The 22567-nt window shown below is 40.6% G+C and carries 31 protein-coding genes; 1 reads left to right on the top strand and 30 read right to left on the bottom strand.

Translation table 11 applies throughout. From position 1 onward, the window contains the following. Positions 1 to 9: 9 nt before the first annotated feature. Positions 10 to 1248: a hypothetical protein gene (locus tag G6W42_RS03345; RefSeq protein ID WP_194172956.1), complete on the top strand. Its 1239-nt coding sequence runs from the start codon at positions 10 to 12 to the stop codon at positions 1246 to 1248. A 72-nt stretch (positions 1249 to 1320) separates the two neighbouring features. Here G6W42_RS03345 and G6W42_RS03350 read toward each other — a convergent pair whose 3' ends face one another. The 30 genes from G6W42_RS03350 to rplE form a co-directional block, all read right to left on the bottom strand. Next, positions 1321 to 2115 carry an undecaprenyl-diphosphate phosphatase gene (locus G6W42_RS03350; protein WP_002941660.1) on the bottom strand — a complete coding sequence of 265 codons (795 nt, stop codon included), beginning with the start codon at positions 2113 to 2115 and terminating at the stop codon, positions 1321 to 1323. Positions 2116 to 2173: 58 nt separating this feature from the next. Then, positions 2174 to 4084: a transketolase gene (gene tkt, locus G6W42_RS03355; protein ID WP_194172957.1), complete on the bottom strand. Its 1911-nt coding sequence runs from the start codon at positions 4082 to 4084 to the stop codon at positions 2174 to 2176. 107 nt (positions 4085 to 4191) lie between these two features. After that, a complete protein-coding gene (locus tag G6W42_RS03360) occupies positions 4192 to 5091 on the bottom strand; it encodes a polyprenyl synthetase family protein (protein WP_194172958.1) in 900 nt (299 codons plus the stop codon). After that, positions 5088 to 6197 carry a DUF7488 domain-containing protein gene (locus tag G6W42_RS03365; protein ID WP_194172959.1) on the bottom strand — a complete coding sequence of 370 codons (1110 nt, stop codon included), beginning with the start codon at positions 6195 to 6197 and terminating at the stop codon, positions 5088 to 5090. The genes G6W42_RS03360 and G6W42_RS03365 overlap by 4 nt, the downstream gene beginning before the upstream one ends. Then, entirely contained in the window at positions 6194 to 6508 is a 315-nt protein-coding gene (locus G6W42_RS03370; protein WP_002941513.1) for a YbaB/EbfC family nucleoid-associated protein, read from the bottom strand. Before G6W42_RS03370 ends, G6W42_RS03365 begins: the two co-directional genes overlap by 4 nt. A gap of 3 nt (positions 6509 to 6511) precedes the next feature. Further along, a complete protein-coding gene (gene panD, locus G6W42_RS03375; RefSeq protein ID WP_002941539.1) occupies positions 6512 to 6859 on the bottom strand; it encodes an aspartate 1-decarboxylase in 348 nt (115 codons plus the stop codon). A gap of 2 nt (positions 6860 to 6861) precedes the next feature. Then, positions 6862 to 8145, bottom strand: coding sequence for a UDP-N-acetylmuramoyl-L-alanyl-D-glutamate--2,6-diaminopimelate ligase (locus tag G6W42_RS03380; RefSeq protein WP_194172960.1), 1284 nt, complete (start codon positions 8143 to 8145; stop codon positions 6862 to 6864). Then, on the bottom strand, positions 8123 to 8677 hold the full coding sequence (locus tag G6W42_RS03385) for a histidine kinase (protein WP_103557797.1): 555 nt from the start codon (positions 8675 to 8677) through the stop codon (positions 8123 to 8125). Before G6W42_RS03385 ends, G6W42_RS03380 begins: the two co-directional genes overlap by 23 nt. Next, entirely contained in the window at positions 8664 to 8939 is a 276-nt protein-coding gene (locus tag G6W42_RS03390; RefSeq protein ID WP_002941565.1) for a NifU family protein, read from the bottom strand. Before G6W42_RS03390 ends, G6W42_RS03385 begins: the two co-directional genes overlap by 14 nt. A 136-nt stretch (positions 8940 to 9075) precedes the next feature. Continuing rightward, positions 9076 to 9996 (bottom strand): ABC transporter substrate-binding protein, encoded by a 921-nt coding sequence (locus tag G6W42_RS03395; protein WP_194172961.1) that lies wholly within the window; start codon positions 9994 to 9996, stop codon positions 9076 to 9078. A 75-nt stretch (positions 9997 to 10071) separates the two neighbouring features. Further along, a complete protein-coding gene (locus tag G6W42_RS03400) occupies positions 10072 to 10764 on the bottom strand; it encodes an ABC transporter ATP-binding protein (protein WP_194172962.1) in 693 nt (230 codons plus the stop codon). Continuing rightward, positions 10761 to 11510 carry an ABC transporter permease subunit gene (locus G6W42_RS03405; RefSeq protein WP_194172963.1) on the bottom strand — a complete coding sequence of 250 codons (750 nt, stop codon included), beginning with the start codon at positions 11508 to 11510 and terminating at the stop codon, positions 10761 to 10763. Before G6W42_RS03405 ends, G6W42_RS03400 begins: the two co-directional genes overlap by 4 nt. After that, positions 11507 to 12118, bottom strand: a complete 612-nt coding sequence (locus tag G6W42_RS03410; protein WP_194172964.1) for a hypothetical protein — start codon at positions 12116 to 12118, stop codon at positions 11507 to 11509. Before G6W42_RS03410 ends, G6W42_RS03405 begins: the two co-directional genes overlap by 4 nt. A 100-nt stretch (positions 12119 to 12218) precedes the next feature. Beyond that, positions 12219 to 13205: a hypothetical protein gene (locus G6W42_RS03415; protein ID WP_194172965.1), complete on the bottom strand. Its 987-nt coding sequence runs from the start codon at positions 13203 to 13205 to the stop codon at positions 12219 to 12221. Positions 13206 to 14050: 845 nt separating this feature from the next. Further along, positions 14051 to 14407, bottom strand: coding sequence for a 50S ribosomal protein L17 (rplQ, locus tag G6W42_RS03420; RefSeq protein ID WP_002941584.1), 357 nt, complete (start codon positions 14405 to 14407; stop codon positions 14051 to 14053). Between the two features lie 11 nt (positions 14408 to 14418). After that, positions 14419 to 15435, bottom strand: coding sequence for a DNA-directed RNA polymerase subunit alpha (locus G6W42_RS03425; protein WP_194172966.1), 1017 nt, complete (start codon positions 15433 to 15435; stop codon positions 14419 to 14421). Between the two features lie 14 nt (positions 15436 to 15449). Beyond that, complete coding sequence (gene rpsD / locus G6W42_RS03430; RefSeq protein ID WP_002941501.1) at positions 15450 to 16076, bottom strand: 30S ribosomal protein S4; 627 nt, start codon at positions 16074 to 16076, stop codon at positions 15450 to 15452. A 25-nt stretch (positions 16077 to 16101) separates the two neighbouring features. Next, positions 16102 to 16494, bottom strand: a complete 393-nt coding sequence (gene rpsK / locus G6W42_RS03435; protein WP_002941551.1) for a 30S ribosomal protein S11 — start codon at positions 16492 to 16494, stop codon at positions 16102 to 16104. A gap of 22 nt (positions 16495 to 16516) precedes the next feature. Next, positions 16517 to 16885, bottom strand: a complete 369-nt coding sequence (rpsM, locus tag G6W42_RS03440) for a 30S ribosomal protein S13 (protein WP_012140556.1) — start codon at positions 16883 to 16885, stop codon at positions 16517 to 16519. Positions 16886 to 16888: 3 nt separating this feature from the next. Then, positions 16889 to 17002 (bottom strand): 50S ribosomal protein L36, encoded by a 114-nt coding sequence (gene rpmJ, locus G6W42_RS03445; protein ID WP_002941545.1) that lies wholly within the window; start codon positions 17000 to 17002, stop codon positions 16889 to 16891. Positions 17003 to 17191: 189 nt separating this feature from the next. Further along, positions 17192 to 17410 (bottom strand): translation initiation factor IF-1, encoded by a 219-nt coding sequence (gene infA, locus G6W42_RS03450; protein ID WP_002848031.1) that lies wholly within the window; start codon positions 17408 to 17410, stop codon positions 17192 to 17194. Between the two features lie 33 nt (positions 17411 to 17443). Beyond that, on the bottom strand, positions 17444 to 18202 hold the full coding sequence (map, locus tag G6W42_RS03455; protein WP_194172967.1) for a type I methionyl aminopeptidase: 759 nt from the start codon (positions 18200 to 18202) through the stop codon (positions 17444 to 17446). Between the two features lies 1 nt (position 18203). Further along, on the bottom strand, positions 18204 to 19466 hold the full coding sequence (gene secY / locus G6W42_RS03460; RefSeq protein ID WP_194172968.1) for a preprotein translocase subunit SecY: 1263 nt from the start codon (positions 19464 to 19466) through the stop codon (positions 18204 to 18206). Further along, on the bottom strand, positions 19466 to 19867 hold the full coding sequence (gene rplO, locus G6W42_RS03465; RefSeq protein WP_002941506.1) for a 50S ribosomal protein L15: 402 nt from the start codon (positions 19865 to 19867) through the stop codon (positions 19466 to 19468). The genes secY and rplO overlap by 1 nt, the downstream gene beginning before the upstream one ends. 15 nt (positions 19868 to 19882) lie before the next feature. After that, positions 19883 to 20326 (bottom strand): 30S ribosomal protein S5, encoded by a 444-nt coding sequence (rpsE, locus tag G6W42_RS03470; RefSeq protein WP_002941646.1) that lies wholly within the window; start codon positions 20324 to 20326, stop codon positions 19883 to 19885. Positions 20327 to 20341: 15 nt separating this feature from the next. Beyond that, positions 20342 to 20698 carry a 50S ribosomal protein L18 gene (rplR, locus tag G6W42_RS03475; RefSeq protein ID WP_002941658.1) on the bottom strand — a complete coding sequence of 119 codons (357 nt, stop codon included), beginning with the start codon at positions 20696 to 20698 and terminating at the stop codon, positions 20342 to 20344. A 10-nt stretch (positions 20699 to 20708) separates the two neighbouring features. After that, the gene (gene rplF / locus G6W42_RS03480; RefSeq protein WP_002941606.1) at positions 20709 to 21245 is read right to left on the bottom strand and encodes a 50S ribosomal protein L6; all 537 of its coding nucleotides are present in this window, start codon (positions 21243 to 21245) and stop codon (positions 20709 to 20711) included. Between the two features lie 182 nt (positions 21246 to 21427). After that, positions 21428 to 21823, bottom strand: coding sequence for a 30S ribosomal protein S8 (gene rpsH, locus G6W42_RS03485; protein WP_009295261.1), 396 nt, complete (start codon positions 21821 to 21823; stop codon positions 21428 to 21430). A gap of 9 nt (positions 21824 to 21832) precedes the next feature. Further along, positions 21833 to 22018, bottom strand: coding sequence for a type Z 30S ribosomal protein S14 (locus tag G6W42_RS03490; RefSeq protein WP_002941532.1), 186 nt, complete (start codon positions 22016 to 22018; stop codon positions 21833 to 21835). A gap of 1 nt (position 22019) precedes the next feature. Next, complete coding sequence (gene rplE / locus G6W42_RS03495; RefSeq protein WP_002941643.1) at positions 22020 to 22565, bottom strand: 50S ribosomal protein L5; 546 nt, start codon at positions 22563 to 22565, stop codon at positions 22020 to 22022. Between the last annotated feature and the right edge of the window lie 2 nt (positions 22566 to 22567).

Below are 22567 nucleotides of genomic sequence, written 5' to 3' on the forward strand. Positions count from 1 at the left end.
GGTAAAAATATGGATAAACTTGAGCAAAATTTACGTGATTATAAAGATAGCAAGGGGCTGCTAACTAGCATAAAAGCTCTTTGCAACGACTTTTTTAAGGACGTCTCAGACAAAGATGAAAACACACTGCCTGATCTTTTGAAGCAAAAGATGAACGAGCTTTACGACAAGATGGATAAAGAGAGCCTCATCAATGCCAAAAATCTAAAAAGCGCGATGGAGGGGATAAACCAGGCTCTAGTTAGCGGCGAAGAGAAGGCGCTTTACGATCTGATCGATAAAAAAGATGAGATAAATAGAGCCATCGAGGCAAAGCGTGAAGAGATAAAAAATAGGCTAAAAATTTCATTTGAAGCGGCTGAAGAGGTCGTAAAAGATAGAAATTTTGGCGAAAAAGAGGAAATTTTAGAGCTTTTAAACAATGCGATCATTAGAGAAACGAGAATGCTTGGCATCTTAAAAGAGAGCGCTCAAATCGCCTTTTTAACGACCCTTGAGGGCGCAAAGGACGTAGAAGAGACCGCTGGTGCGATAGCTAAAAATATGACCTATTCTGCGATAAGAGGCGGGGAGTTTAGCAAAGAGCGAATGTTTGAAATTTCAAAAAATATCATCAGTGCAGCGGGGAATTTAGCAAATGAGGGGCACATCTTTGCAAAAGAGCTCATAAAAGGCGCGATAAATGGCACAAGAGATGGCATTTTAAGAGCTATTGAAAAGCTAAAAGACGAGGCAAAATTTGCCCCAGACGAGCTAAGGCTAAACTCACAACTTTTAAATTTAAAAAATGTGGACGAAGAGTTTATAGCGCTTCTTAAAGAGCTTGAAAACGAATTTGATGGCGTAGCTAAAAGCGAGATCGAAAGCGTGATAAATAGCGAGCTTGACACAAATCTAGCGAAATTTAAACGCATAAGCGATCAAGCGATAGAGCAGATCAGCTCAAGGCTTGAAGAGCTAAAATCAAACGGCGTTGCTAAGCTTGTGAGCGAGGCAAATAATAAATTTGAAGCCCTAAAGCAAGAGCTAAACGACAAGAGCAAAAAGCTAAAGCTAAATTTTGATGCTAACGACAAACTTGAAGGCATCAAACAAGATATCGCAGAGTTTGAGAAAAAGGCGAACGACAAGCTTGAAGATATCAAACAAATGGATATAAAATCAGAGGCTAAGAAATTTGGCGATAGAGCCTATCAAGCCGCAAAAGACTTCATAAACGTCATAAAAAAAGATAAAAAAGAGGAGTAAATTTGCCAAGCTTTTTGGCAAATTTAACATTTTGGCTAGGTCTATCTAACCTAGCCCTTTTACAACTTAAATTTATAAAAATAGATAGAGCAAAAACGCACCCAAGATCAAGCGGTAGATGACAAAAGGTAGCATCCTAATCCTTGAGATGATCCCCATAAATAGCTTCACGCAAATATAAGCACTAACTGCACTTATGATGACGCCAAGGGCGATGTCGCTCCATGGCAGAGCATTTGGATCTTTTATGAGCTTGATGCTCTCAAGTCCGCCAGCTAAAATGATCACTGGGATCGAAAGCAAAAATGAGAAATTTGCACTGCCCTTGTGGCTAAAGCCCAAAAATAAGGCCGCTGTCATCGTTATACCTGATCTTGAGACGCCAGGGATCAAAGCCACAGCCTGCGCTAAACCTATGATAAGAGCAAATTTTATAGTCATTTCATATTCGCTCTTATTTGTCGAGCGAAGGTCGGCAAAATAAAGTGCTATACCAAAGATGATCGTAGTTACCGCGATCACAACGCCACTTCTTGCGTACTCTTCGATCACATTGTTAAACAAAAGTCCAAAAATACCAACTGGAATAGTGGCAAATCCAACGCACCAGACAAGCAAGCTATCGCCCACCATCTTTCTTTGCGCGATCGAGGCAAAAAAGTCGCGAAGTAGCTTAAAAATCGTATCTTTAAAATAAAAAAGTATCGCACTTAGCGTACCAACATGCACTGCCACGTCAAAAGCAAGTCCTTGATCTGGCCAGCCAAGTAGCTTTGGCACCAAGATAAGGTGAGCTGAGCTTGAAATAGGCAGAAATTCGCTTATGCCTTGCACCAAGGCCAAAACGATAACGTGAGAAATTTCCATAAAATGCCTTTTTTGATTGTAGATTGCAGTTGGGGATTTTACTCCCCAAAGTTAAATTTTATATAAGTTCACTAGCAAAATTTGCAAGTTTTTGTGGCGTAAAGCCAAAGTGATCAAATAGCTCGTTCGCCTTGCCGCTGGCGCCAAAGCCGTTCATGCCATAAACTGCGTCGGCAAATTTATACCACTCATAGCCAGTTGCAGCCTCAACTGCAATGATCGTCGTATTTTTATCTAAAATTCTAGCCACATACTCATCTGGCTGCTCGCAAAGCAAGTCAAAACAAGGCGCTGATACGACGTTTGCACCGATACCTTGCTCAGCTAGAAGTGCAGCTGCTTTTACGCAGAGTGAGACCTCGCTGCCGCTTGCTATAAATGTTATCTTTGCATCTTTTGCCGAGCTTAGCAGATATGCGCCGTTGCTAATATCGCCAAATTCGCCTTTTGCAAGTGGGTCAAGCCCTTGGCGGCTAAGCACAAATGCGCTTGGAGCGTTTAAATTTAACGCTGCATGCCAGCTAGCTGCGTTTTCGTTGCCGTCAGCTGGGCGGAAAGTGTAGAAATTTGGCATAGCTCTAAATGTGCTAAGTTGCTCGATAGGCTGGTGCGTCGGACCATCTTCGCCAACGCCGATGCTATCGTGCGTGAAGACAAAAAAGTGCTTGATGCCCATTAGCGCTGCTATCCTCGCACTTGGCTTTAGATAGTCGCTGAAAATAAAAAATGTCGCTGAAAATGGCAAGAAAAGACCGTATCTGGCGATGCCATTGTTGATAGCTGCCATGGCGTGCTCTCTGATGCCGTAGTGGATGTTTTTGCCATTTGGGAAGTCGCCCATACCCTTTAGCTCGGTCTTGTTTGATGGAGCAAGATCTGCACTACCGCCGATAAAGCCAGGGAGTTTTTTAGCTATCTCATTTAAAATAACGTGGTTTGTATCTCTTGTGGCTAGTTTTTTATCGCTAAAATCTGGAAATTCGAGCTTGCTAAAGTCTGGATTTAGAAGTGAGTTTAGTAAATTTTTACCCTCAATACTTAACGCCTCAACCTTTTTGTTCCACATAGCCTCTTCAAGATCGCCCTTTTCTACCGCACCTCTAAATCTTAAAAGCACGTCCTCGTCGATAGCAAATTTCTTCTCAGGGTCAAAACCAGCTGCAGCCTTTGCCTTTTTGATGATCTCCTCGCCAAGTGGCGCGCCGTGGCTGTGATGTGAGCCCTCAAGCTCCATTGCGCCGCGTGCTATGTGTGTGTTTGCGATGATGAGATATGGCGACTCTTTCTCGCTAGCTTGCTCAAGCGCAAATTCGATCTGGTCATAGTCGTGTCCGTCGATGCGTGCGACCTCCCAACCCTGCGCCTCAAACCTAGCCTTGACGTCCTCGCTAAATGCTATCGCTGTGTCGCCCTCGATCGTGATGTTGTTTGAGTCGTAGATGAGCACAAGGTTGTCTAGTCTTAAATTTCCTGCGATTGAACATGCCTCGTAGCTTATGCCCTCTTCTAGATCGCCATCGCCGCAAAGGCAGTAAATTTTATGATCGATTATTTTATTATCTGGCTCATTTAGCACGTTTGCAGCGTATTTTTCTGCCATGGCTAGACCAACTGCATTTGCTACGCCTTGACCGAGTGGTCCAGTAGCCATCTCAACGCCTGGAGTGTGAATTTCTGGGTGTCCTGGAGTGTTTGAGCCAAGTTGGCGAAATTTCTTAAGCTCATCTAGGCTTAGATCGTAGCCGCTTAGGTGCAAGAAGCTATAAACCAAGCTTGATGCGTGACCACCGCTAAAAACGAGCCTATCTCTGTTTAGCCATTTTGGATTTTTAGGGTTGTGTTTTAAAAAGTTGCTTAAAACCACCATGATATCGGCTAGGCCCATAGGAGCACCTGGGTGTCCGCTGTTAGCGTTTTGCACCATATCAGCGCACAAAAATCTTATAGTATCGGCTTGTTTTTTTAGCATATGATCTCCTTTTATTGCGTTAGATTATACAAAAAAGTGATTAAAACTTGCCTTGCATTTTTGCTCAAAATGTCTAAAAAGTGATATAAATTTACGAAATTTACGCACTATCTTAGGTGCTTGTCTGTAAGCTCTAAGATCATTTTTGCGATATTTGCATCTACCTGTTTTAGCGCCTCTTCTATCTCGCAAATAAGCTCATCTTTTTTCTTTTTTGCACCAGATAGACCAAGTAAATTTGTAAATGAGTTTTTAGCTAGGTCGTTATGCACGGGCTTTCCAGCGGCCGCTTCGTCGCTTGTAAGATCGATGATATCGTCTTGTATCTGAAAAGCAAGCCCAAGCTTTAGGCCGATATCATAAATTTTCTCGCACTCTGTTTCGTCTAAATTTACTATCACAGCGCCCATTTTTAGGCTAGCAGCGATGAGCTTTGCGGTCTTGTGGATGTGCAAAAATACTAGCTCATCAAGGCTTAGCATCTTGCCAGAGAGACCAAATTGAGCCTTTGCTCTTTTGATATCCTCTTTGTTTGTATTTTCAAAAAAACAATCAAGCGCCTGACCTAGCACCATGCCGCTAACGCCAGCATTTTCGCTTAAAATTTCCACGCATTTTATGCGTGTTTGAGCTGGCAGATCAGCACGTGAAATTTCATAAAAAGCATGCGTATTTAGCGCATCTCCTGCAAGTATCGCGGTAGTCTCGTCGTATGTTACGTGAAGCGTTGGCGTGCCGCGTCTTAGGCTTGCGTTATCCATCGAAGGCAGATCATCGTGGATGAGCGAGTATGTATGCATCATCTCAAGCCCCAAAGCTACTCTCATCGCCTTTTGTGTGAGGCTTTTATCCACGCTTTCGACCACGCCAAGAAGCAAAAGCGCCCTAAAGTGCTTGCCTCCAGCCTTTAGCATAACGCCAAGCGCCTCCTCGTAGTAAGGGTGAAAGCCAGACGCCTTTGGTAAATTTGCATTTAGAAATTTTATAAAGTCCTCAAGTAGGCTCATTTTGGCACTCTTGCAAAAAACTGAAAGTCATTTCTGGTAAATAAAAGCACGAAATTTTGCAGATCGCCGATCTTTTCTAAAAGCTCCTCACGGTTACTCACACTCTCTTTGTTGTAGCCTAAAATTTTATCGCCGATCTTTATGCCAAAGATGTCGGCATTTGACTTTGGCTCGACCTTAGTAACGACTAAATTTTTATCAACCATGATGCCATAATCAACCAAAACTTTATCATCTAGCAAGCTCTCAGGCGACTTTGGCATGACGTTTAAATTTGGCAGATCAAGGTTTGAAGGAGCGTTTATCTCAAGACTTTGGTTAAATTTCACATCCCCGCTTACTGGCACTTGAAAGAGTAGCTGCTCTCTGTCACGTTTTACGACGATGTCGAGCTTTGCACCCTTTGGAGCAAAAAGCACCATCTCATTTAGCTCTCTTAGGCTCTTTGGCTTGATGCCATTTATAGTAACAAGCTCATCATCAACCATCATCATCTTGCCGCGACCCAGTGGATCAACAAGGCCAACAAAAAATTTATCCTCTTTTTGCAAGAATTTCACGCCGATATCGCCGTAGTAAACGTCATCGTAAGATACAAAGTGCTTTAAATAGCGGTTTGGTATAAATTTATCAGCCCCAACAGCTATGCCTATCATCTTACAACAAGGCGTGTTTATCTCGCCAGTCGCGTTATACTCGAAGCTTAGCGTGTCAAAGTCGCCTAAATTTTGCCCCAAAGACTTGATGTGACCCATGACGGTGTTGTTTGCGTCATTTAAAATTCCAACCCAAGTACTCTTTTTGATGCGCTCCTCGTTGGTCTCATCAGCCATCACGACAGGGCTTAGCTCCTTGCTAGAGCGGACCAAAAAGAGCTGCAAATATGGGTCAAATTTGACATATTCGCCAAGCGGAGCTCCATCGCTTTTTGGCACTGCGATCAAATTTTTAGTGATAGCCACGCCAAAGTGTTTATTAACTGAGACGATTGAGTTTTTGTTCTTTTCAAAGCAGGCGTTAAAGTCCTCTTGCGTAGGCCTAGGGTCGGCATTTAGGCAAAGCGCTGATAGCAAAAAAGCAAGGGCAAATTTATATTTTAGTCTCATTTTATCCCCATCGAAGCAAGCCCGCCAAGCATCCTTGAAGCGGTGTTTTTCTTATCGGCCTCAACTGATTTTAGCACGTCATTTACGGCGCTTATTAGCAAAATTTGCATGCTCTCTTTATCTTCAAGCAGGCTATCATCTATGCTGATATCAAGTATCTCGCCGCTGCCGTTTGCTCTAACGCTCACTAGCCCGCCGCCACTTTTTGCTCCAAATTCTTTATTTTTGCTCTCTTCTTCCATCTGCTTGGCTTGCTTTTGCACATCCTCAAGCATCTGCCCCATCTTTGAAAAGTCAAATCCCTCAAACATCGCCTACTCCTTTATGATCTCGTTTTTGTTATTTACGTGCACGATGGTTGGCTTAAATTTCTTAGCCTTTTTAAATTTCATACTAGCATACGCCACGATGATGACCACGTCACCCACGCAGACCTTTCTAGCAGCTGCGCCGTTTAGGCAAATTTCGCCTTTTTTGCCCTTTATCACGTAGGTGGCAAATCTCTCGCCGTTATTTACGTCTAAAATTTCCACCTTTTGATTTTCTATCAAATTTGCAGCCTTTATAAGCTCCTCGCCGATACTAATCGAGCCAACATAGTTTAAATTTGCGTCTGTTACAACGGCTCTGTGGATCTTGCTAGCTAAAATTTCTATATTCATTTTTACCTCTTTAAAAGCTCTTTTACTACTTCCTTGTCGCTAAATGGGTGCTTGACGCCCTTTATCTCCTGATATGGCTCGTCGCCTTTGCCAAGTATGACAAGCGCCCAGCCGGGCTCTAGCTTGCTAATGGCTAGAGCGATCGCCTCTTTGCGGTTGGCGTTTCGTATCAAATTTTCATTTTGGCTCATGCCAGCGCAAATTTCGTCTATTATGCTCTCTGGCTCTTCGCTTCTTGGATTGTCGCTTGTGACTATACAAATTCTTGCGTATTTTTGGGCTATCGCTCCCATTTTAGGGCGCTTTGTCCTATCTCTGTCGCCACCTGCGCCAAAGACTGCGATCAAATTTAGATGTCTAAGCGAGTTTAGCACCTTTTCGATGCCATCTGGCGTGTGCGCAAAGTCCACGATGACTAGCGGATCACTGCTAACGACCTCCATCCTGCCGCTCACGCCTTTAAATTTACTTATCGCCTTTGAAAGTGCGGCTGCGTCTGGGTGCTCTAGCAGGCAAACGGCACCAAGGGCTGCGATTAGGTTGTAAAGATTAAACTCGCCTTGAAGACTTGAATCTATCTCCACGTCGCCATTTGGCGTCTTGATAACTGCGTCTATGCCGTCCTTTAGCCCATAAACTATCGGCGCAAAGCTGGCTGGCTTTTTGAGTGCGTATGTATAGGCGTTTTTTGGGTTAAATTTAATGCCATTATCATCAGTATTTATAAGCTTCGTGCAATCATCATCAAAAAAGCTTGACTTTACCCTAGCGTACTCCTCCATGCTCTTGTGGTAGTCTAGGTGATCTTGGGTTAGGTTTGTAAAAATTTTAAGAGCAAAATTTAAGCTCTCTATACGTTTTTGAGCGATCGCGTGTGAGCTAACCTCCATCACGAAGTACTCACAGCCCTGCTCGCTGGCTGCTTTGAGGTATGAGAGCGTCTTTAAAATGGCACTTGTCGTAAGCGCCTTATCATCTATCTGCTCGCCCTCTATAAAAGCTCCTCTAGTGCCACTTAGGCCGCATTTTTTACCTAAATTTCGCAGGGTCTCATAGATAGCCGCAGCCGTTGTGGTCTTGCCATTTGTGCCAGTGATGCCAACTATCTTTAAGCTTTCATCTATTTTTAAAAGCTTTTTGCACTCTTCAAGGGTGATTATCTTAGCGCCATTTTTTACAGCAGCCTCTGCAAATTTCGCATTTGCAGTGGTTTGCACAAAGTATGCACCCTGTTCGCACTCGTTTGAGTCATCTGTTATGAAGCTATTTTCTACTGATATTTTCATCGTTTTGTCTTTTTTGTATCTCTTTAAAAAGCTGATCTATACGCTCGTCGCCGCCAAACATCACCGCCGCACTCTCAAGGTAGTTCATGCTCATATCTATAAAGTCATTTTTTATCAAATTTCCTAAAAATTCCAAAAAATCGTCTTTGTTTGAGATCATCACTTTAGTCGAGAACATGATGTTTTCAAAGACCTTTTTAAAGCTGCCGTCCTTATAAACAGCCCTTTTAAAGTCCTCGTAACTAATCGCGTCTTGCTCTTCAAAATACTCGCTCTCCTCGTCTCTGGACTCTAAAATTTTTAAAATTTCCTCCACGCCCTCGTCGTCCTCGCCGGCTCTTACCTTCGCCATGTAGTAGTCAAACAAGAGCTTTGCCTCCTCGGCATTTTCCTCGCCAAGAGAGCAAATTTGTATCAAAAATAGCAGATCCTTCTCGCGTGTCTTCTCGTAGGCTAGCGAAAAATAAAAGATCGCATCTTTAAATTTAGATCGTTTAAAGTGCTTTATGCCTACTTTTTTATAATCCATCAATGTTAAATTCCTCGCCTATTGGGACATTTATGACCTCAAGCTCTGGGTGAATGTCTATGCGAAGTTGCCTTTCGATGCCGTATTTTAGCGTGGTAGTGCTGGCTGCACATCCGTGACAATGCCCTGTGAGTCTTACGTAAATTTTGCCGTTTTTTATACCAAGTAGCTCCATCCCACCGCCGTCATTTTCAAGCATAGGTAGCACTTTTTGCAAACTCGCAGTCACTGGCTTTAAAAGCTCTTCATCACTAAATGGGATCATATTTTTTCCTTAATTTTTTTAGCTATTATAGCAGATAAAGTGCAAACAAACGTTTTCTAGGCTTTTGCTGGGGGCGTTTTGGCTTTAAATTTTAGTTGTTTTTTGTGAGAAAAAAGGGCAAATTTGCCCTTTAAATTTAGTTTAGTAGAAGTGATTTTATATCGATTTTATGCTCTATCATCTTACTTTCAAGCATAAATTCTTGCGTAGCTTCAAGAGCTTTTATATCTTCAGCCGTGATCTTTGAACTAAAATCATACTGAGGATACATGCTCTTTACCGCCTCTATGCTAAGCCCAGTCTCTTCAGCCGTAAATTTAAGCGCCTCGTCCTCGTTTGCCTTTATGTAGTCTAAAATTTCATCCTGAGCCTTTTTAAATTTCTCAACCACATCTTTATGCTTTTTATAAAACTCTCCGCTTGTTGCCGTGACGATGACTGGAGTGATGACGCCTTTGCCAGTTGTCACTACATTTAGGCCTGATTTTTGAGCGTTGTAGGCCGCTGGTCCTGCAAGAAGCGCTGCATCGACACTGCCGTTTTCAAGTGCGGCTTGCGCAGCTGGGATACCCATAGAGATGAACTCTACGTCGTTTATGCCTAGACCGCCAAGAGCTAGGTATCTCACCAAAAGCTCGTTTAGGATCGTGCCTTTTGGGCCTGCTACTTTTTTGCCTTTTAGATCTTTTGGCGACTTGATGTTTTGATCTTTTGAAAATATAACAAAGGCTTCAGGTGCCCTTGAATAAGCGCTTATGATCTTTATATCAGCCTTATTTGCAGCTGCAAGTATGACCGAAGTGCCGCCCACGCAGTTTAGAAACTGAAGCGAATTTGAAGCGAGCGCTTGCGTCTGCTTCGCACCTGAGGTGATCTCAGAGTACTCAACTGGCACGCCAAAAGACTTCGCGTAAAAGCCTTTAAATTTATCGACGATCGATGGGACGTTTAGCGGCGATTTGACGTAGGTCATACCGATCTTATCTAGCCCCTCACTTGCGTTTGCGACGAGGCAAAGCAAAGAGGCCGCACACAAAACTTTAAAAAACTTTCTCATACTTACTCCTTTTAAAAATTTTCAAGATTATATATTTTTTTGCTTCATTTTGGTTTTAATTATCATTTTATTTGCCTAAATTTCACTTAAAATTTTGCGTTTTATCGCTATTAGCTCCTCGCTTAACAGATCTCTTGACCTTGCTAAATTTGATAGCTCGTAGTTTGACTTTATCCCGCCCTTTTCAAGCAAGATGATCTCATCAGCCAAAAATAGCGCCTCATCGATATTGTGCGTGACGAAAATGATGGTTTTGCCAGCTTGTATTTTTAAAATTTCAGCCTGCATGCTAGCTCTAGTAAAGGCATCAAGTGCGGCAAAGGGCTCGTCCATAAGGATCAAATTTGCCTCATATGCAAGCACTCTAGCAAGCGAAACACGCGAGCTCATACCGCCAGAGAGCTGCGAAACGGCGGCAAATTTAAAGTCACTAAGCCCTATCATCGATATGAGAGCCTCTATCTTTGCAGGCTCGATCTCCTGCTTTTTAAGCGCAAATACGATGTTCTCATAGACGTTTAAAAAGGGCATGAGGCGGGGCTCTTGAAAGACAAAGCCGATCTTTGTTTGCTCTTTAAATTTTATCTCGCCAAGACTTATGCTCTCAAGCCCAGCTATAAGGCGTAAAAGCGTCGTTTTACCACATCCGCTCCTGCCAAGTATGACGGTGATCTTATCTTTTTTTATGCTTAAATTTAGCTCTCTCAAAACGTCGATACGTTTTTCGCCTATAAAAAAATGCTTGGATAAATTTGAAATTTCTATCATTTCTCACCTCGCAAAAGGCTAAATTTCGCTATCAAAAGTAAAAATATCCTATCTATGAGCACACCGCAAATGCCGATCGTAAAAATGCCGACAAATATCCTATCTGCGCGTGAGAGCTCCTCTGCGTCAAGTATGAGATATCCCAGCCCGCTTGAAGCCGCTATCATCTCAGCTCCGATGATCGCGCGCATGGCGTAGCCAAAGCCTATTCGCATGCCGACAAAGATATCTTTTAGCGCGCTTTTTAAGATGATCTTGTAAAAAATTTCAAATTTACTAAAGCCAAAAATTTTACCAACCTCGATGAGCTTTATATCACAGCTCGTTAGCCCCTTTGAAATGCTAAGAAACATCGGAAAAAACGAGGCTAGGATGATAATGATGATCTTTGGCGTCTCGTTTATACCAAACCAAAGCACCAAAATGGCGATCAGGCTAAGTGGCGGGATATTTCTAAAAAACTCCAGTATCCACTCGTAATAAACACTAATCTTTGGCAAAAGTGCCGCTATACCGCCAAGTACGAGCGCTAGGGCAAAGGAGAGTGCGTAGCCTGCAAATATGCGCTTAAAGCTGATGATAGTATGCGTGGCAAGCTCGCCGCTTTGTATCATGGCTAGCATCGTCTTAAAAGTAGTCACTGGGCTTGGCAAGATATATGGCGTGAAAATTTCTAGCTCGCAAACGACCTGCCAGATGGCAAAGATCGTTAGGATCAAAATGCTCTTTTTAAAAATTTCCCTCACAGTCCATCTCCGTTGTGACAGCCGTTTTCGCAGTATAAAAGCTCGATGATCTGGTAGTTTTTAAGCTCGCTAAATTTATATGAAAGGGCATTTTCTATCTTCTCTTTGCTACCAAGGCTTAGAGTTTTTACGCCCAAATTTGTAAAAAAGCCCGGTGGTATAGGGCTTGCCCCTAGCCTTTTCATCTTTAAATTTATAGCGTTTTGTTCTTTAAAACTCTTCCACGTCAAAAAGGTGGTTCGCGCTAAATTTAGCCCTCTGCCAAGCTCTGCCAAGTCCTCGCAAGGTGTGGTCACGTAAAGCCACTCGTCCTCTTTTAGCTTTGCGCTAATCTCAAGCGCACTTTCTATTAAAATGGGGTTTAAATTTGAGATGAGATCGGCCTGCTCTTTGAAATTTGACCTGATGAAATTTACAGCCCTCGGACAGCGACTATCGTAAATAAGCTCACTTTGTGCAAGAGCGTTTTTGTACGCGTTTTTTACGCTATTAACGTGGTCTTTTTCACATTCTACTACGCTAAAACCTTTGTTCTGCAAAATTTCTTTAAGCGCTGCAAAGTCGTAGATGTTTTTTACAACAGGATTTAACCAAACCACTTTTTTCATAAGAGCTCCCGTCAAATTTAAAGCAAAATGTAATAATTAAAATCAAAATTGTATCACTTGAAAGTAAAAAGATGGCTTTGGGGGTTAAATTTATAAACAGCTAGACTTTTACGTCTAAATTTCGCTTTTTCTGGCTTTTCTCCATCAGTTTTAGTATATCTATGCCGCTTTTTTCAAGGCGCATTAGCTTCTTAAGATAGGCAAATTTCTCATCTTTATTTATATCATATGTCGCTAGCTTTTCGCTTCGGCCGATCACCGAGGCATAGACCTTATTGCCGTCAAGCTTATCGGTGTTTTGCACATTGTAAAGCGACAGCACGCCCTCTATCACCTCTTTAAATTTCGCCCCACTCTTCATGCCAGCCTTCATCAGCGTGAAAAATCTCTGCCTGCTCTCATCGTCAGTGAAATTTATACTTTGCATTGTCTCATATTCGATCGGTGGCTTGTTCGTGCTAGTGAGCATGGAAATGCCCTTTTTGCCTACCACTATGCTCTCCACGCCGACCCTCTCGCCAAGGTACTGCCTCAGCGCATAGTCCAGCCACCTATCTTTAAACTCCTCAGCGCTTAAGTCCTTGTCAAGTATCTCAAAGCCCTCCACATGGCTTTTGCGGCCAAGTCCGAGCAAGGTGCCGCTATCATCTTTTGACGTGTACTCTTTTGCGAAGAGATCGACGTTTGTTGGATAGTATCCGATGATCGATTCGTAAAGTCTTCCAAAGCCAAGCGCTCCAGTCTGACTAACAAAGCTCTTAAGCTCATCTATCTCGTCTTGGCTCATTTGCTTGTCGTATCCCATGAGCTTGCCCCAGATGCTTATCTTGCCATTGGCGGCTATGCCTGTGAGCGAGTTGTCTTTAGCAAATTTTAGTGGCTCATCATCTTTGTTAAATTTACTCTCATTTGTCTGGTTTAAATTTATCTGTTCGCTATTTTGGTTGGCGTTTTGAACTAATTTTTGAGATGATAAATTTAAGGAATTTTCGTCTGTGCTAGGCCTGATATGGCTAGCGCTTTGCTCTCTAATGTTTTGAAAGCCACTATATAAATTTACATTAGCTCCATTTACGCCACCTATCATCTCAAATCCTTTGTAAAATAGTCAAAACAAATATCGTCTTTTTAAAATAATGTTTGATACAAAAGCAAATTTAGAAATTTATGGAGCTTTTTGCTTTTAAATTTAGGCTATTTGAAGCTGGCTAATTTTTAGATATTTTATTATTTTGCTATTTTTTGAAATTTACCTGCGCCATTTTTATTGCATTTGACCAATATATTTGGTTTTGGCTGTAAGTCATATATTTAGAGCAAATTTACACCATCTCTGCCCTCGCAGCCACATTACCAAGCCCTTCTGCAACCTATCAAAGTGAGAGTTTTGCAGCTTTTTGGATTGTAAATTTGAAATTTGTTTTTTGAATAATTTAAATTTGAGGTAGTTTATCTGGATAATTTGCCCTGCTTTTGCATCATAAATAAACTTCACAAATCAGCTTATAAATTTAACCCATAACCCCTCAAAATACAAATAACTCGACTAAAGCAAATATCACGAAAAATCAACGAAGTAAAATTTAAAAATAGCTGGCTCTAAATTTAGAAATTTATGGCATTAGCTTTGAAATTTAATAAATAAGTTTGATCTAGAAAATTAAAACCTTATTTTGAAAGTTTTTGGCATAAATTAAAGAGTGTCTGCTCACTTTTTGTGCTTTAAAACCGCTATAAATTTACTTACACCAACTATTTTAACCTATCGAAGCACCTCATTTAAAAGCCACGAAATGAAATTTGTAATGTTCCGACTTATAAATTTGCCACAGTCCAAGATGGATAAATTTAAAACAAAACTTTTAACAAAGAAAATAAACGTGAGAAGATAAATTTTAGATAGAAAAGAGAGCCAGATAGGCTCTCTGGGGATTATTCAGCTACTAGCTCTATATAAGCCATCTCTGCTGCGTCGCCTCTGCGAACGCGAGTTTTGATGATCCTTGTATAGCCGCCGTTGCGCTCTTTAAATTTTGGAGCTACTTCAGTAACTAGCTTATTTGTAGTCTCTTTGTCTTGCAAAGAAGCAAATACTGCTCTGTGAGCGTTAGAGTCGCCCTTTCTAGCTCTTGTGATAAGCTTTTCAACATAGCTTCTAAGCTCTTTTGCTTTTGGTAAAGTTGTCTCTATCTTTTCGCTTTTGATGATAGCTATCGCTAAATTCTTAAGCAATGCAGATCTATGAGATGACGTTCTACCAAGTTTGCGATATCCGTGTTTATGTCTCATCTATTGTCCTTTTATTCTTTTGCACTCATTTGTGATTTTAGCTCGGTTATTTTCTTTCTGAGTTGCTCTTTGCTATCTTTTAACACATCAACACCAACTGGATAGCCTATCTCTTCCATAACCGCTTTTATCTCTTCAAGAGATTTTTTACCTAAATTTTTAAGCTCTTTAAGCTCGTTTTCGTCCATCAACGCAAGCTCACCGATAAATCTAATCTCAGCCTTATCAAGACAGTTAAAACTTCTTGCGCTTAAATTTAGATCTTCTACGCTAGAAAGTAGCTTTGAAAACTCGCCGCTTGCACTTGAACTAGCAACTGGTGCGCTAACATCAATATCCAAAATTCCTTTAAATACTGACATTTGTTGATACATAGCTTCTAAACAATTTTTAAAAGCCTCTATCGGACCTACTTGACCATCAGTTGTTATCGTAAATACGATCTTCTCATAGTCTGGGTCATCTTCAACCAAGACGTTTTGTATATCGTAAACTGCCTTTTTAACTGGTGTAAAGAAAGCATCAAGTGCGATAAAGTCGTCTTCGATCTCTTCTCTGACCTCTTCACTAGGAACATATCCGATACCTTTTTGAATGATGACTGAGAAATTTAGCTCAGCATCTTCGTTGATGGTAGCAAGATATGCGTCTGGATTCACGATCTCAACCAAGTCGTTATTTAGGTCAGCACCAGTTATCTCTTTTGGTCCTTTAAAGCTATACTCTATAACTTCACGCTCACTGCCGCTTTTTAACTTAAATCTGATCTTTTTCAAATTTATAATAAAAAACGCTACGTCTTCAAGCATGCCGCGCATACTATCAAATTCGTGGCTAACGCCTTTTATCTTTACACCAATAGGAGCAAAACCTACTGTACTTGTGTAAAGAAGACGGCGTAGTGGGTGAGCCAAAGTAACAGCATAACCTGCTTCAAAAGGATATGCTGTAATGTTAGCTACATTTTCGCTAACACTTTTAACTTCAATTTCAGTTGGCATATAAGCTGATGTAGTAATCTTTCTCATCTTTATACCCTCTATTATTTCGAATAAAGCTCTACTATAAATCTTTCCTCAACAGGAATGATAACCTCTTCTCTTTCTGGATTTCTAGTGAAAATTCCAAATTTTTTCTCTTTTTCCACATCTACCCAAGCAACGATGCCAGTTTGAGCTGTAAGATCGATCGCGCGAACGATTTGTGGATTGTTTTTAGATTTCTCAGCAACTTCTACTTTAGAGCCTGGCTCTACTCTGTAAGATGGGATATCCACTCTCTTGCCATTTACTAAAATATGTCCGTGAGTTACAAGCTGGCGAGCAAAACGACGAGTTGTTGCAAAGCCCATTCTGTAAACAACATTGTCTAATCTCTGCTCTAGTAGTTGAACCAAAAGAGCACCAGTGTTGCCCTCGCGGCGTGCTGCTTCTTGGAACAATCTTCTAAATTGTTTCTCTGAAACGCCATACATAAATTTGGCTTTTTGCTTCTCGCGAAGTTGTAAGCCATATTCGCTTATTTTTGCTCTTCTTTGTCCGTGTTGTCCTGGCGCATAAGGTCTTTTTTCTAAAGCACTTTTACCAGCAAGTCTTCTTTCGCCTTTTAAAGCAAGAGACACACCAAGACGTCTTTCTAATTTTTCAACAGGTCCTGTATATCTAGCCATAATAATTTCTCCTAATTTTCTCTAATTATACGCGGCGGCGTTTTGGCGGTCTGCAACCATTGTGTGGTAAAGGTGTGATATCTTTGAAGAAAGTTACTTTTATACCCTCTACACCACCTACACTCTTAACAGCCGTTTCACGTCCGCTACCTGGACCTTGAACCTTGATGCCAACTTCTTTAATGCCGTGTTCTTTTGCTTTATTTAAGGCATCTTCTACGGCTTGTTGAGCTGCATAAGGAGTTGATTTTTTACTACCTTTAAAGCCTAAGCCACCTGCACTACTCCATGCGATAGCATTTCCCATTTCATCAGTTACAGTTACCATAGTGTTGTTAAATGTTGCACTGATATAAACGATACCTTTGGCTATGCTTTTTCTAACTACTTTTTTCTTAACAATTTTTCTTTTCGCCATTTATTATCCTTTAACCCTTGCCTTACTTAGTAGCCGCGCCGACAGTTTTACGTCTGCCTTTTCTGGTTCTAGCATTAGTTTTAGTCTTTTGACCACGAACAGGAAGACCTTTTCTGTGGCGAAGACCTCTATAACTTCCAAGATCCATAAGAGCTTTGATATCCATAGCAACTTGTTTTCTCAAATCACCCTCAACGACGTGGTGCTCTTGAATTTCTTTACGGATAGCTGCTGCTTCGTCTTCGCTAAGCTCATAAACTCTCTTGTCGTAAGAAATTCCAGCTGCGTCAAGAATTTGACGAGATTTATAAAGACCTATACCATAGATATAAGTCAAACCATACTCTATTCTCTTTTTGTTTGGTAAATCTACACCTGCAATACGTGCCATGCTTTATCCTTGTCTTTGTTTATGTTTTGGATTTTCGCAGATAACACGAATTATGCCACTACGTTTGACAATTTTACATTTGTCACACATCTTCTTTACAGAAGGACGAACTTTCATTTTAGTCTCCTAAAAATTTATTCCACTTTTTTAGGGGCTGCATCAGGTCTAAAGAAATAATTTAAACCAACTATTTTCAAAATAAGTGGGGAACTTTGAAAATAATTCTTCATACAGCTTTTCGCAAAGCTTGGATTTTATCCAAAACCAGCTTTAAATTTACTTAGCATATTTGCCACAAAATCAAATTTACTTATATCTATAAGTGATCCTGCCCTTATCTAGGCTATATGGCGTAAGTTCTACTTTTACGCGGTCGCCAGGCATTATCTTTATATAATGCATTCTCATCTTTCCGGCGATATGACATAAAATTATATGTTTGTTGTCGAGCTCAACTTTAAAAGTTGCATTTGGCAGTGCTTCAACAACATTTCCATCAATCTCAATGACATCGTCTTTTGCCACAAATTCTCCTTTCTTTAAATTTTTCTCTAAATTTCACGCTTGACTTAAAATTTCAGCTTTGCCATTAACTATCGCCATACAATGCTCATAATGGCTAGTTCTAAAACCATCTTTTGAGGTTACTTTCCAGTTATCGCTTCCTAAAACTGGCGTGCCATCTTTTTGGCAGATCATCGGCTCTATACAAAAAACCATTCCCTCTTTTATCTTTGGGCCAGCTTTTGGGTTGTTTCCTTCAAGATAGTTTGGAATTTCTGGCTCTTCGTGTGGTCTTTTACCTATGCCATGACCGCAATACCCTCGCAAAGGCACATATCCTCTACCAAGAATAAATTTCTCAAGCTCGTAGCTAATCTCTTTAAAGTGCATACCAGCTCTTATGAAATCAATCGCAAAATATAGCGCGTCTTTTGAGCAAGCGATCAAAGCTTCGTCTTCTTTTGAAATTTTACCAACCCCAAAAGTCCTAGCCGAATCGCCAAAATAACCATCTAAATTTGAGCCAATATCAACACTAACAATATCGCCCTCTTTTAGTTTGTATTCGTTTGGAATTCCGTGGATTACCACTTCATTGACGCTTATGCAAGCTGCATTTGGAAAACCGTAAAGCCCTTTAAAGGCCGGTTTTGCTCCAGCAGCTCTTATCATATCTTCGCAAATTTTATCTATCTCAAGAAGGGAAATTCCGGGTTTTATGATCGTAGAAACATGATCAAGTGTTAGAGCGACGATCTTATTCGCCGCTCTCATTTTCTCTATCTCAGCTGGTCTTTTTAGCGTGATAGCCATTTTATAGACCTACTGCACTTAGAGTTTGGTATTTGTTTGTATAAGACTGAGCTTCTATACGTCTCATCGTATCAAGTGCCACTGAAACCACGATAAGCACTGATGTACCACCAAAATAAAATGGTACGCCCATAGTCTTGACAAGTACCCAAGGTAGTGTTGAAATGATACCTAAGTATAAAGCTCCACCTAAAGTTAGTCTGCCAGCTACTTCGTTTAGATAGCTAGCAGTACTTTCGCCTGGTCTAACACCAGGGATAAACCCGCCTTGTTTTTTCAAATTTTCACTTATATCTTTTGTATTAAAGACGATAGATGCGTAGAAAAACGCAAAGAAGATAATAAATAAAAATGTTAAAACATTAAACATATAGCCATTTGGACTTAAAAAGTCGTTGATAGCCTGGATTACTGGATTTGTGCTAGCCTGCAAAATAGTGCTTGGAAACATCAAAATCGCACTAGCAAATATCGGTGGGATAACGCCACTTAAATTTACTTTGATCGGTATATAGTTCATTATACGTTTGTTTTGATTTTCCATTATCACTTTTCTTGAGTAAGAAATAGGGATACGTCTTTCGCCCATCTCGACAAAGATAATAGCACCAATGGTCGCCAAAATGATCACCAAAATAGCGATGACTGTTAGGAAATTCATCTCAGAAGTATTTACCAAATTTACAGTTCCGCCGATCGCACTAGGTATGCCAGAGACGATGCCCGCAAAGATGATAAGACTTATACCATTGCCTATACCGCGCTGCGTGATCTGCTCGCCTATCCACATAAGTAGCATAGTGCCAGTTAGCATAGATACAGCAGAGATCGCGATAAATAAATTCATATCTATCATGATAGCCTGCTCGCCACCACGACCGCTTAAGCTTTGAAGTCCGATAGAAACGCCGATTGATTGTACAAGAGTGATAGCGATAGTTGCATAACGTATGATTTGCATATATTTTTGCATACCGTCGCGCTCTTTTTTCATCTGACCTAACTTTGGAAATGTCGCTGCTAGAAGCTCCATGATGATCGAAGCTGTGATATAAGGCATGATGCCTAGAGATATGATACTTAAACGCTCAGCGGCTTTACCACTAAACATATTAAATAGACCCAAGGCGTTGCTATTGTTTGAATTGAAAAATTCTTTAATTACGTCGACATTAACACCAGGAACTGGCACATAAGCCAGTATCCTGTATGCGAACAAAAATGCCAACGTGATCAAAATCTTGTTGGTCAGTGTTTTATCCATTATTTTGTTCCGCTAACGCTAACGTTCTCGTCTTTGATCTTTGAAGCAAGAGCTTTTGCGCTTGCACCGATTAGTTTTATCTTAGTAACGCTCTTTGAAATTTTATGAACGCTAGCTATTGTTGCTATTGAAATTTCTGCAAGCTCTTTTATAGCTGCTATCTTTTCAACATTGATAACATAAGGTTTTTCAAATTTAGATGCAAAGCCTACCTTTGGAAGACGTCTTTGAAGTGGTTGTTGTCCGCCCTCAAAACCTCTTTTTTCATTGTAGCCTTTTCTTGCTCTTTGACCTTTATTACCTTTGCCAGCAGTTTTGCCATTGCCGCTGCCTTGACCACGACCTATTCTCTTAGTTGCGTGAGTTGAACCTGCAGCAGGTGTTAATTTTTCTAATGCCATCTTAACTCCTTTCTCTTAGCTTTTTAGCAAACTAAGTGCTTTTATAGTAGCACGAACGACGTTTGCTGAGTTGTTTGAGCCAAGTGATTTAGTAAGGATATCCTTAATACCTGCAAGCTCGATAATAGGACGTGCACTACCACCAGCGATAACACCAGTACCTTCGCTAGCTGGGCGAAGTAGCATTCTACTTGCGTTGTATTTTACCTCTACATCGTGAGGGATAGTTGTGCCCTTGATCTTAACGTGGATAATATTTTTAAATGCGTCGTCAATTGCTTTTCTCATCGCATCTGGCACCTCTTTAGCTTTGCCATATCCAAAGCCAACTAGACCATTTCTATTACCAACAACAACTAAAGCTGTAAATCTAAATCTACGACCACCTTTAACAACCTTTGTAACCCGACCGATATCGACGATTACTTCTTCAAATTCTTCTCTATTATATTTTTCCATCGATTTTCCTTTGGGTTATAGCTTGATGCCATTTTCTCTTAAAGCTTCAGCAAATGCTGCAATAACACCATGGTATAAATAACCATTTCTATCAAAAATCGCAACATCTATCTTCTTAGCTTTTAAAGCCTTAGCAAATTCTTTAGCTAAAGTGACCGCACCTTCTTTATTTGCTTTTATGCCTATTTTTCTACCATCAACTGCAGCTAGTGTAGTAGCTGTAACATCATCAATAGCTTGAACATAAAGAGTCCTGTTTGATTTGAAAATAGAAACTCTTGGGCAAGTTGCAACACCAGAAATTTTACCTCTGATTCTTCTTTTTCTCTTAATTCTAAGAGCGATTTTTCTTTTTAGTACTTTTGCTGTCATTTACCGCTCCTTACTTCTTAGATGTCTTGCCCGCTTTGCGGATGATACGTTCTTCTAGATATTTAACGCCTTTGCCTTTGTATGGCTCAGGTGGTCTAAATCCTCTAACTTGAGCAGCCACTTGACCTACTACTTGTTTGTCGTCACCTTTGATAGTAATAACGTTTTTATCAACGCTAGCTTCAACGCCTGCTGGTAACTCATAGTTGATAAGGTGTGAAAAACCAAGAGAAAGCTCTAAAATTTTACCTTTTGCAGCTGCTTTGTAACCAACGCCGTTGATCTCAAGCTGGCGAGTAAAGCCATGAGTGATGCCAGTTACGATGTTGTTAGCAAGTGCTCTATATGTTCCCCAGTAAGCTCTGCTTTGGCGATCTTCGCCCTTTGGAGCAAAAACTATATGACCATTTTCTATCTTGACATCAACGTGACCTTTTGTGTCAAGCTCTTTTAAGTGATTGCCCTTTTTAAATTTTAGGACATTATTTTCAACGCTAACGTCTACACCACTTGGGATAGCGATAGGCTGTTTTCCAATACGTGACATTTTTTTCCTTTACTTGTCTAGGGTGTTCCTACATTTACGAATAAACACCACAATGCCGTAAATTTGATCGTCAAATTTGACGAAACCTTCGTTTGTAAATTTAGCTTTGGCGAAATATAAAATTTCACCTAGCTAAAGTTAAATTTCTAAATTTAAAACAACGCCAAAACGTTGTTTTACTATTACCAAACGGTACAAAGAACCTCGCCGCCAACGCCAGCTTTACTTGCTTCGATACCGCTCATAACGCCTTTGCTTGTGCTAACGATAACTGTTCCGTAACCATTTTTAAAGCGCTTAATGTCGTCTTTGCCTTGATAAACACGGCGACCAGGTTTTGAAACCCTTTTAAGCTCGTTTATAACGCTTCTGCCGTACTCATCATACTTTAAAACTACGTTTATAAATTTCTTGTTACCTTCTTCGATAACGTTGTAGCTCTCTACATAGCCTTTTGCTGCAAGGATAGAAAGAGTAGCCTCAACAACCTTAGAATGAAGCAATTTCGCAGTCTCAAGTCTTCTCATACTTGCATTTCTAATGCGTGTTAATCCATCTGATATTAAATCGTTCAACATTTCTCTTCCTTACCAACTTGCTTTTTTAAGACCAGGTATTAGGCCTTCGTTAGCCATTTTTCTTAGGCAAACACGGCAAATTCCAAAATCTTTATAAACAGAGTGCGGACGACCGCAAATTTGGCATCTAGTATAGCCGCGAACCGCAAATTTTGGCTTGCGTGCAGCTTTTGCTATCATTGATTTCTTTGCCATTTTACTTTCCTTTTGCAAACGGCACACCAAATAGCTCTAGCAATTTGAATGCCTCTTTATCATTTTTAGCCGTAGTAGCAATCGTAATATTCATACCATGAGTTCGTAAAATTTTATCATACTCAACCTCTGGAAACATTAGCTGCTCGCTAAGACCGAAGTTATAGTTTCCACGTCCATCAAAGCCATTTTTTGGAAGACCACGGAAGTCTTTAACTCTAGGAAGTGCAACGCTGATTAACTTATCTAAGAAAGCATACATTTGCTCTTTTCTCAAAGTTACTTTGATACCAACAGGGAAACCCTCGCGAACTTTAAAGCCAGCAACTGATTTTTTAGCATCAGTGATAACCGCTTTTTGTCCAGCGATAAGTGAAATGGTATCAGCCATATTTTGAAGCACTTTCTGATCTTTCGCAGAGTCTCCAGCACCTACACTGATCACGATCTTCTCGAGCGCAGGGATAAGCATTGGATTTTTGATATCAAATTCTTTTACGAGAGCTGGCTTGATAGTTTCGTTAAATTTATCTTTTAATCTACTCATAT

It is taken from the genome of Campylobacter concisus (assembly GCF_015230015.1).
GTDB classification, from domain to species: Bacteria; Campylobacterota; Campylobacteria; order Campylobacterales; family Campylobacteraceae; genus Campylobacter_A; species Campylobacter_A concisus_AF.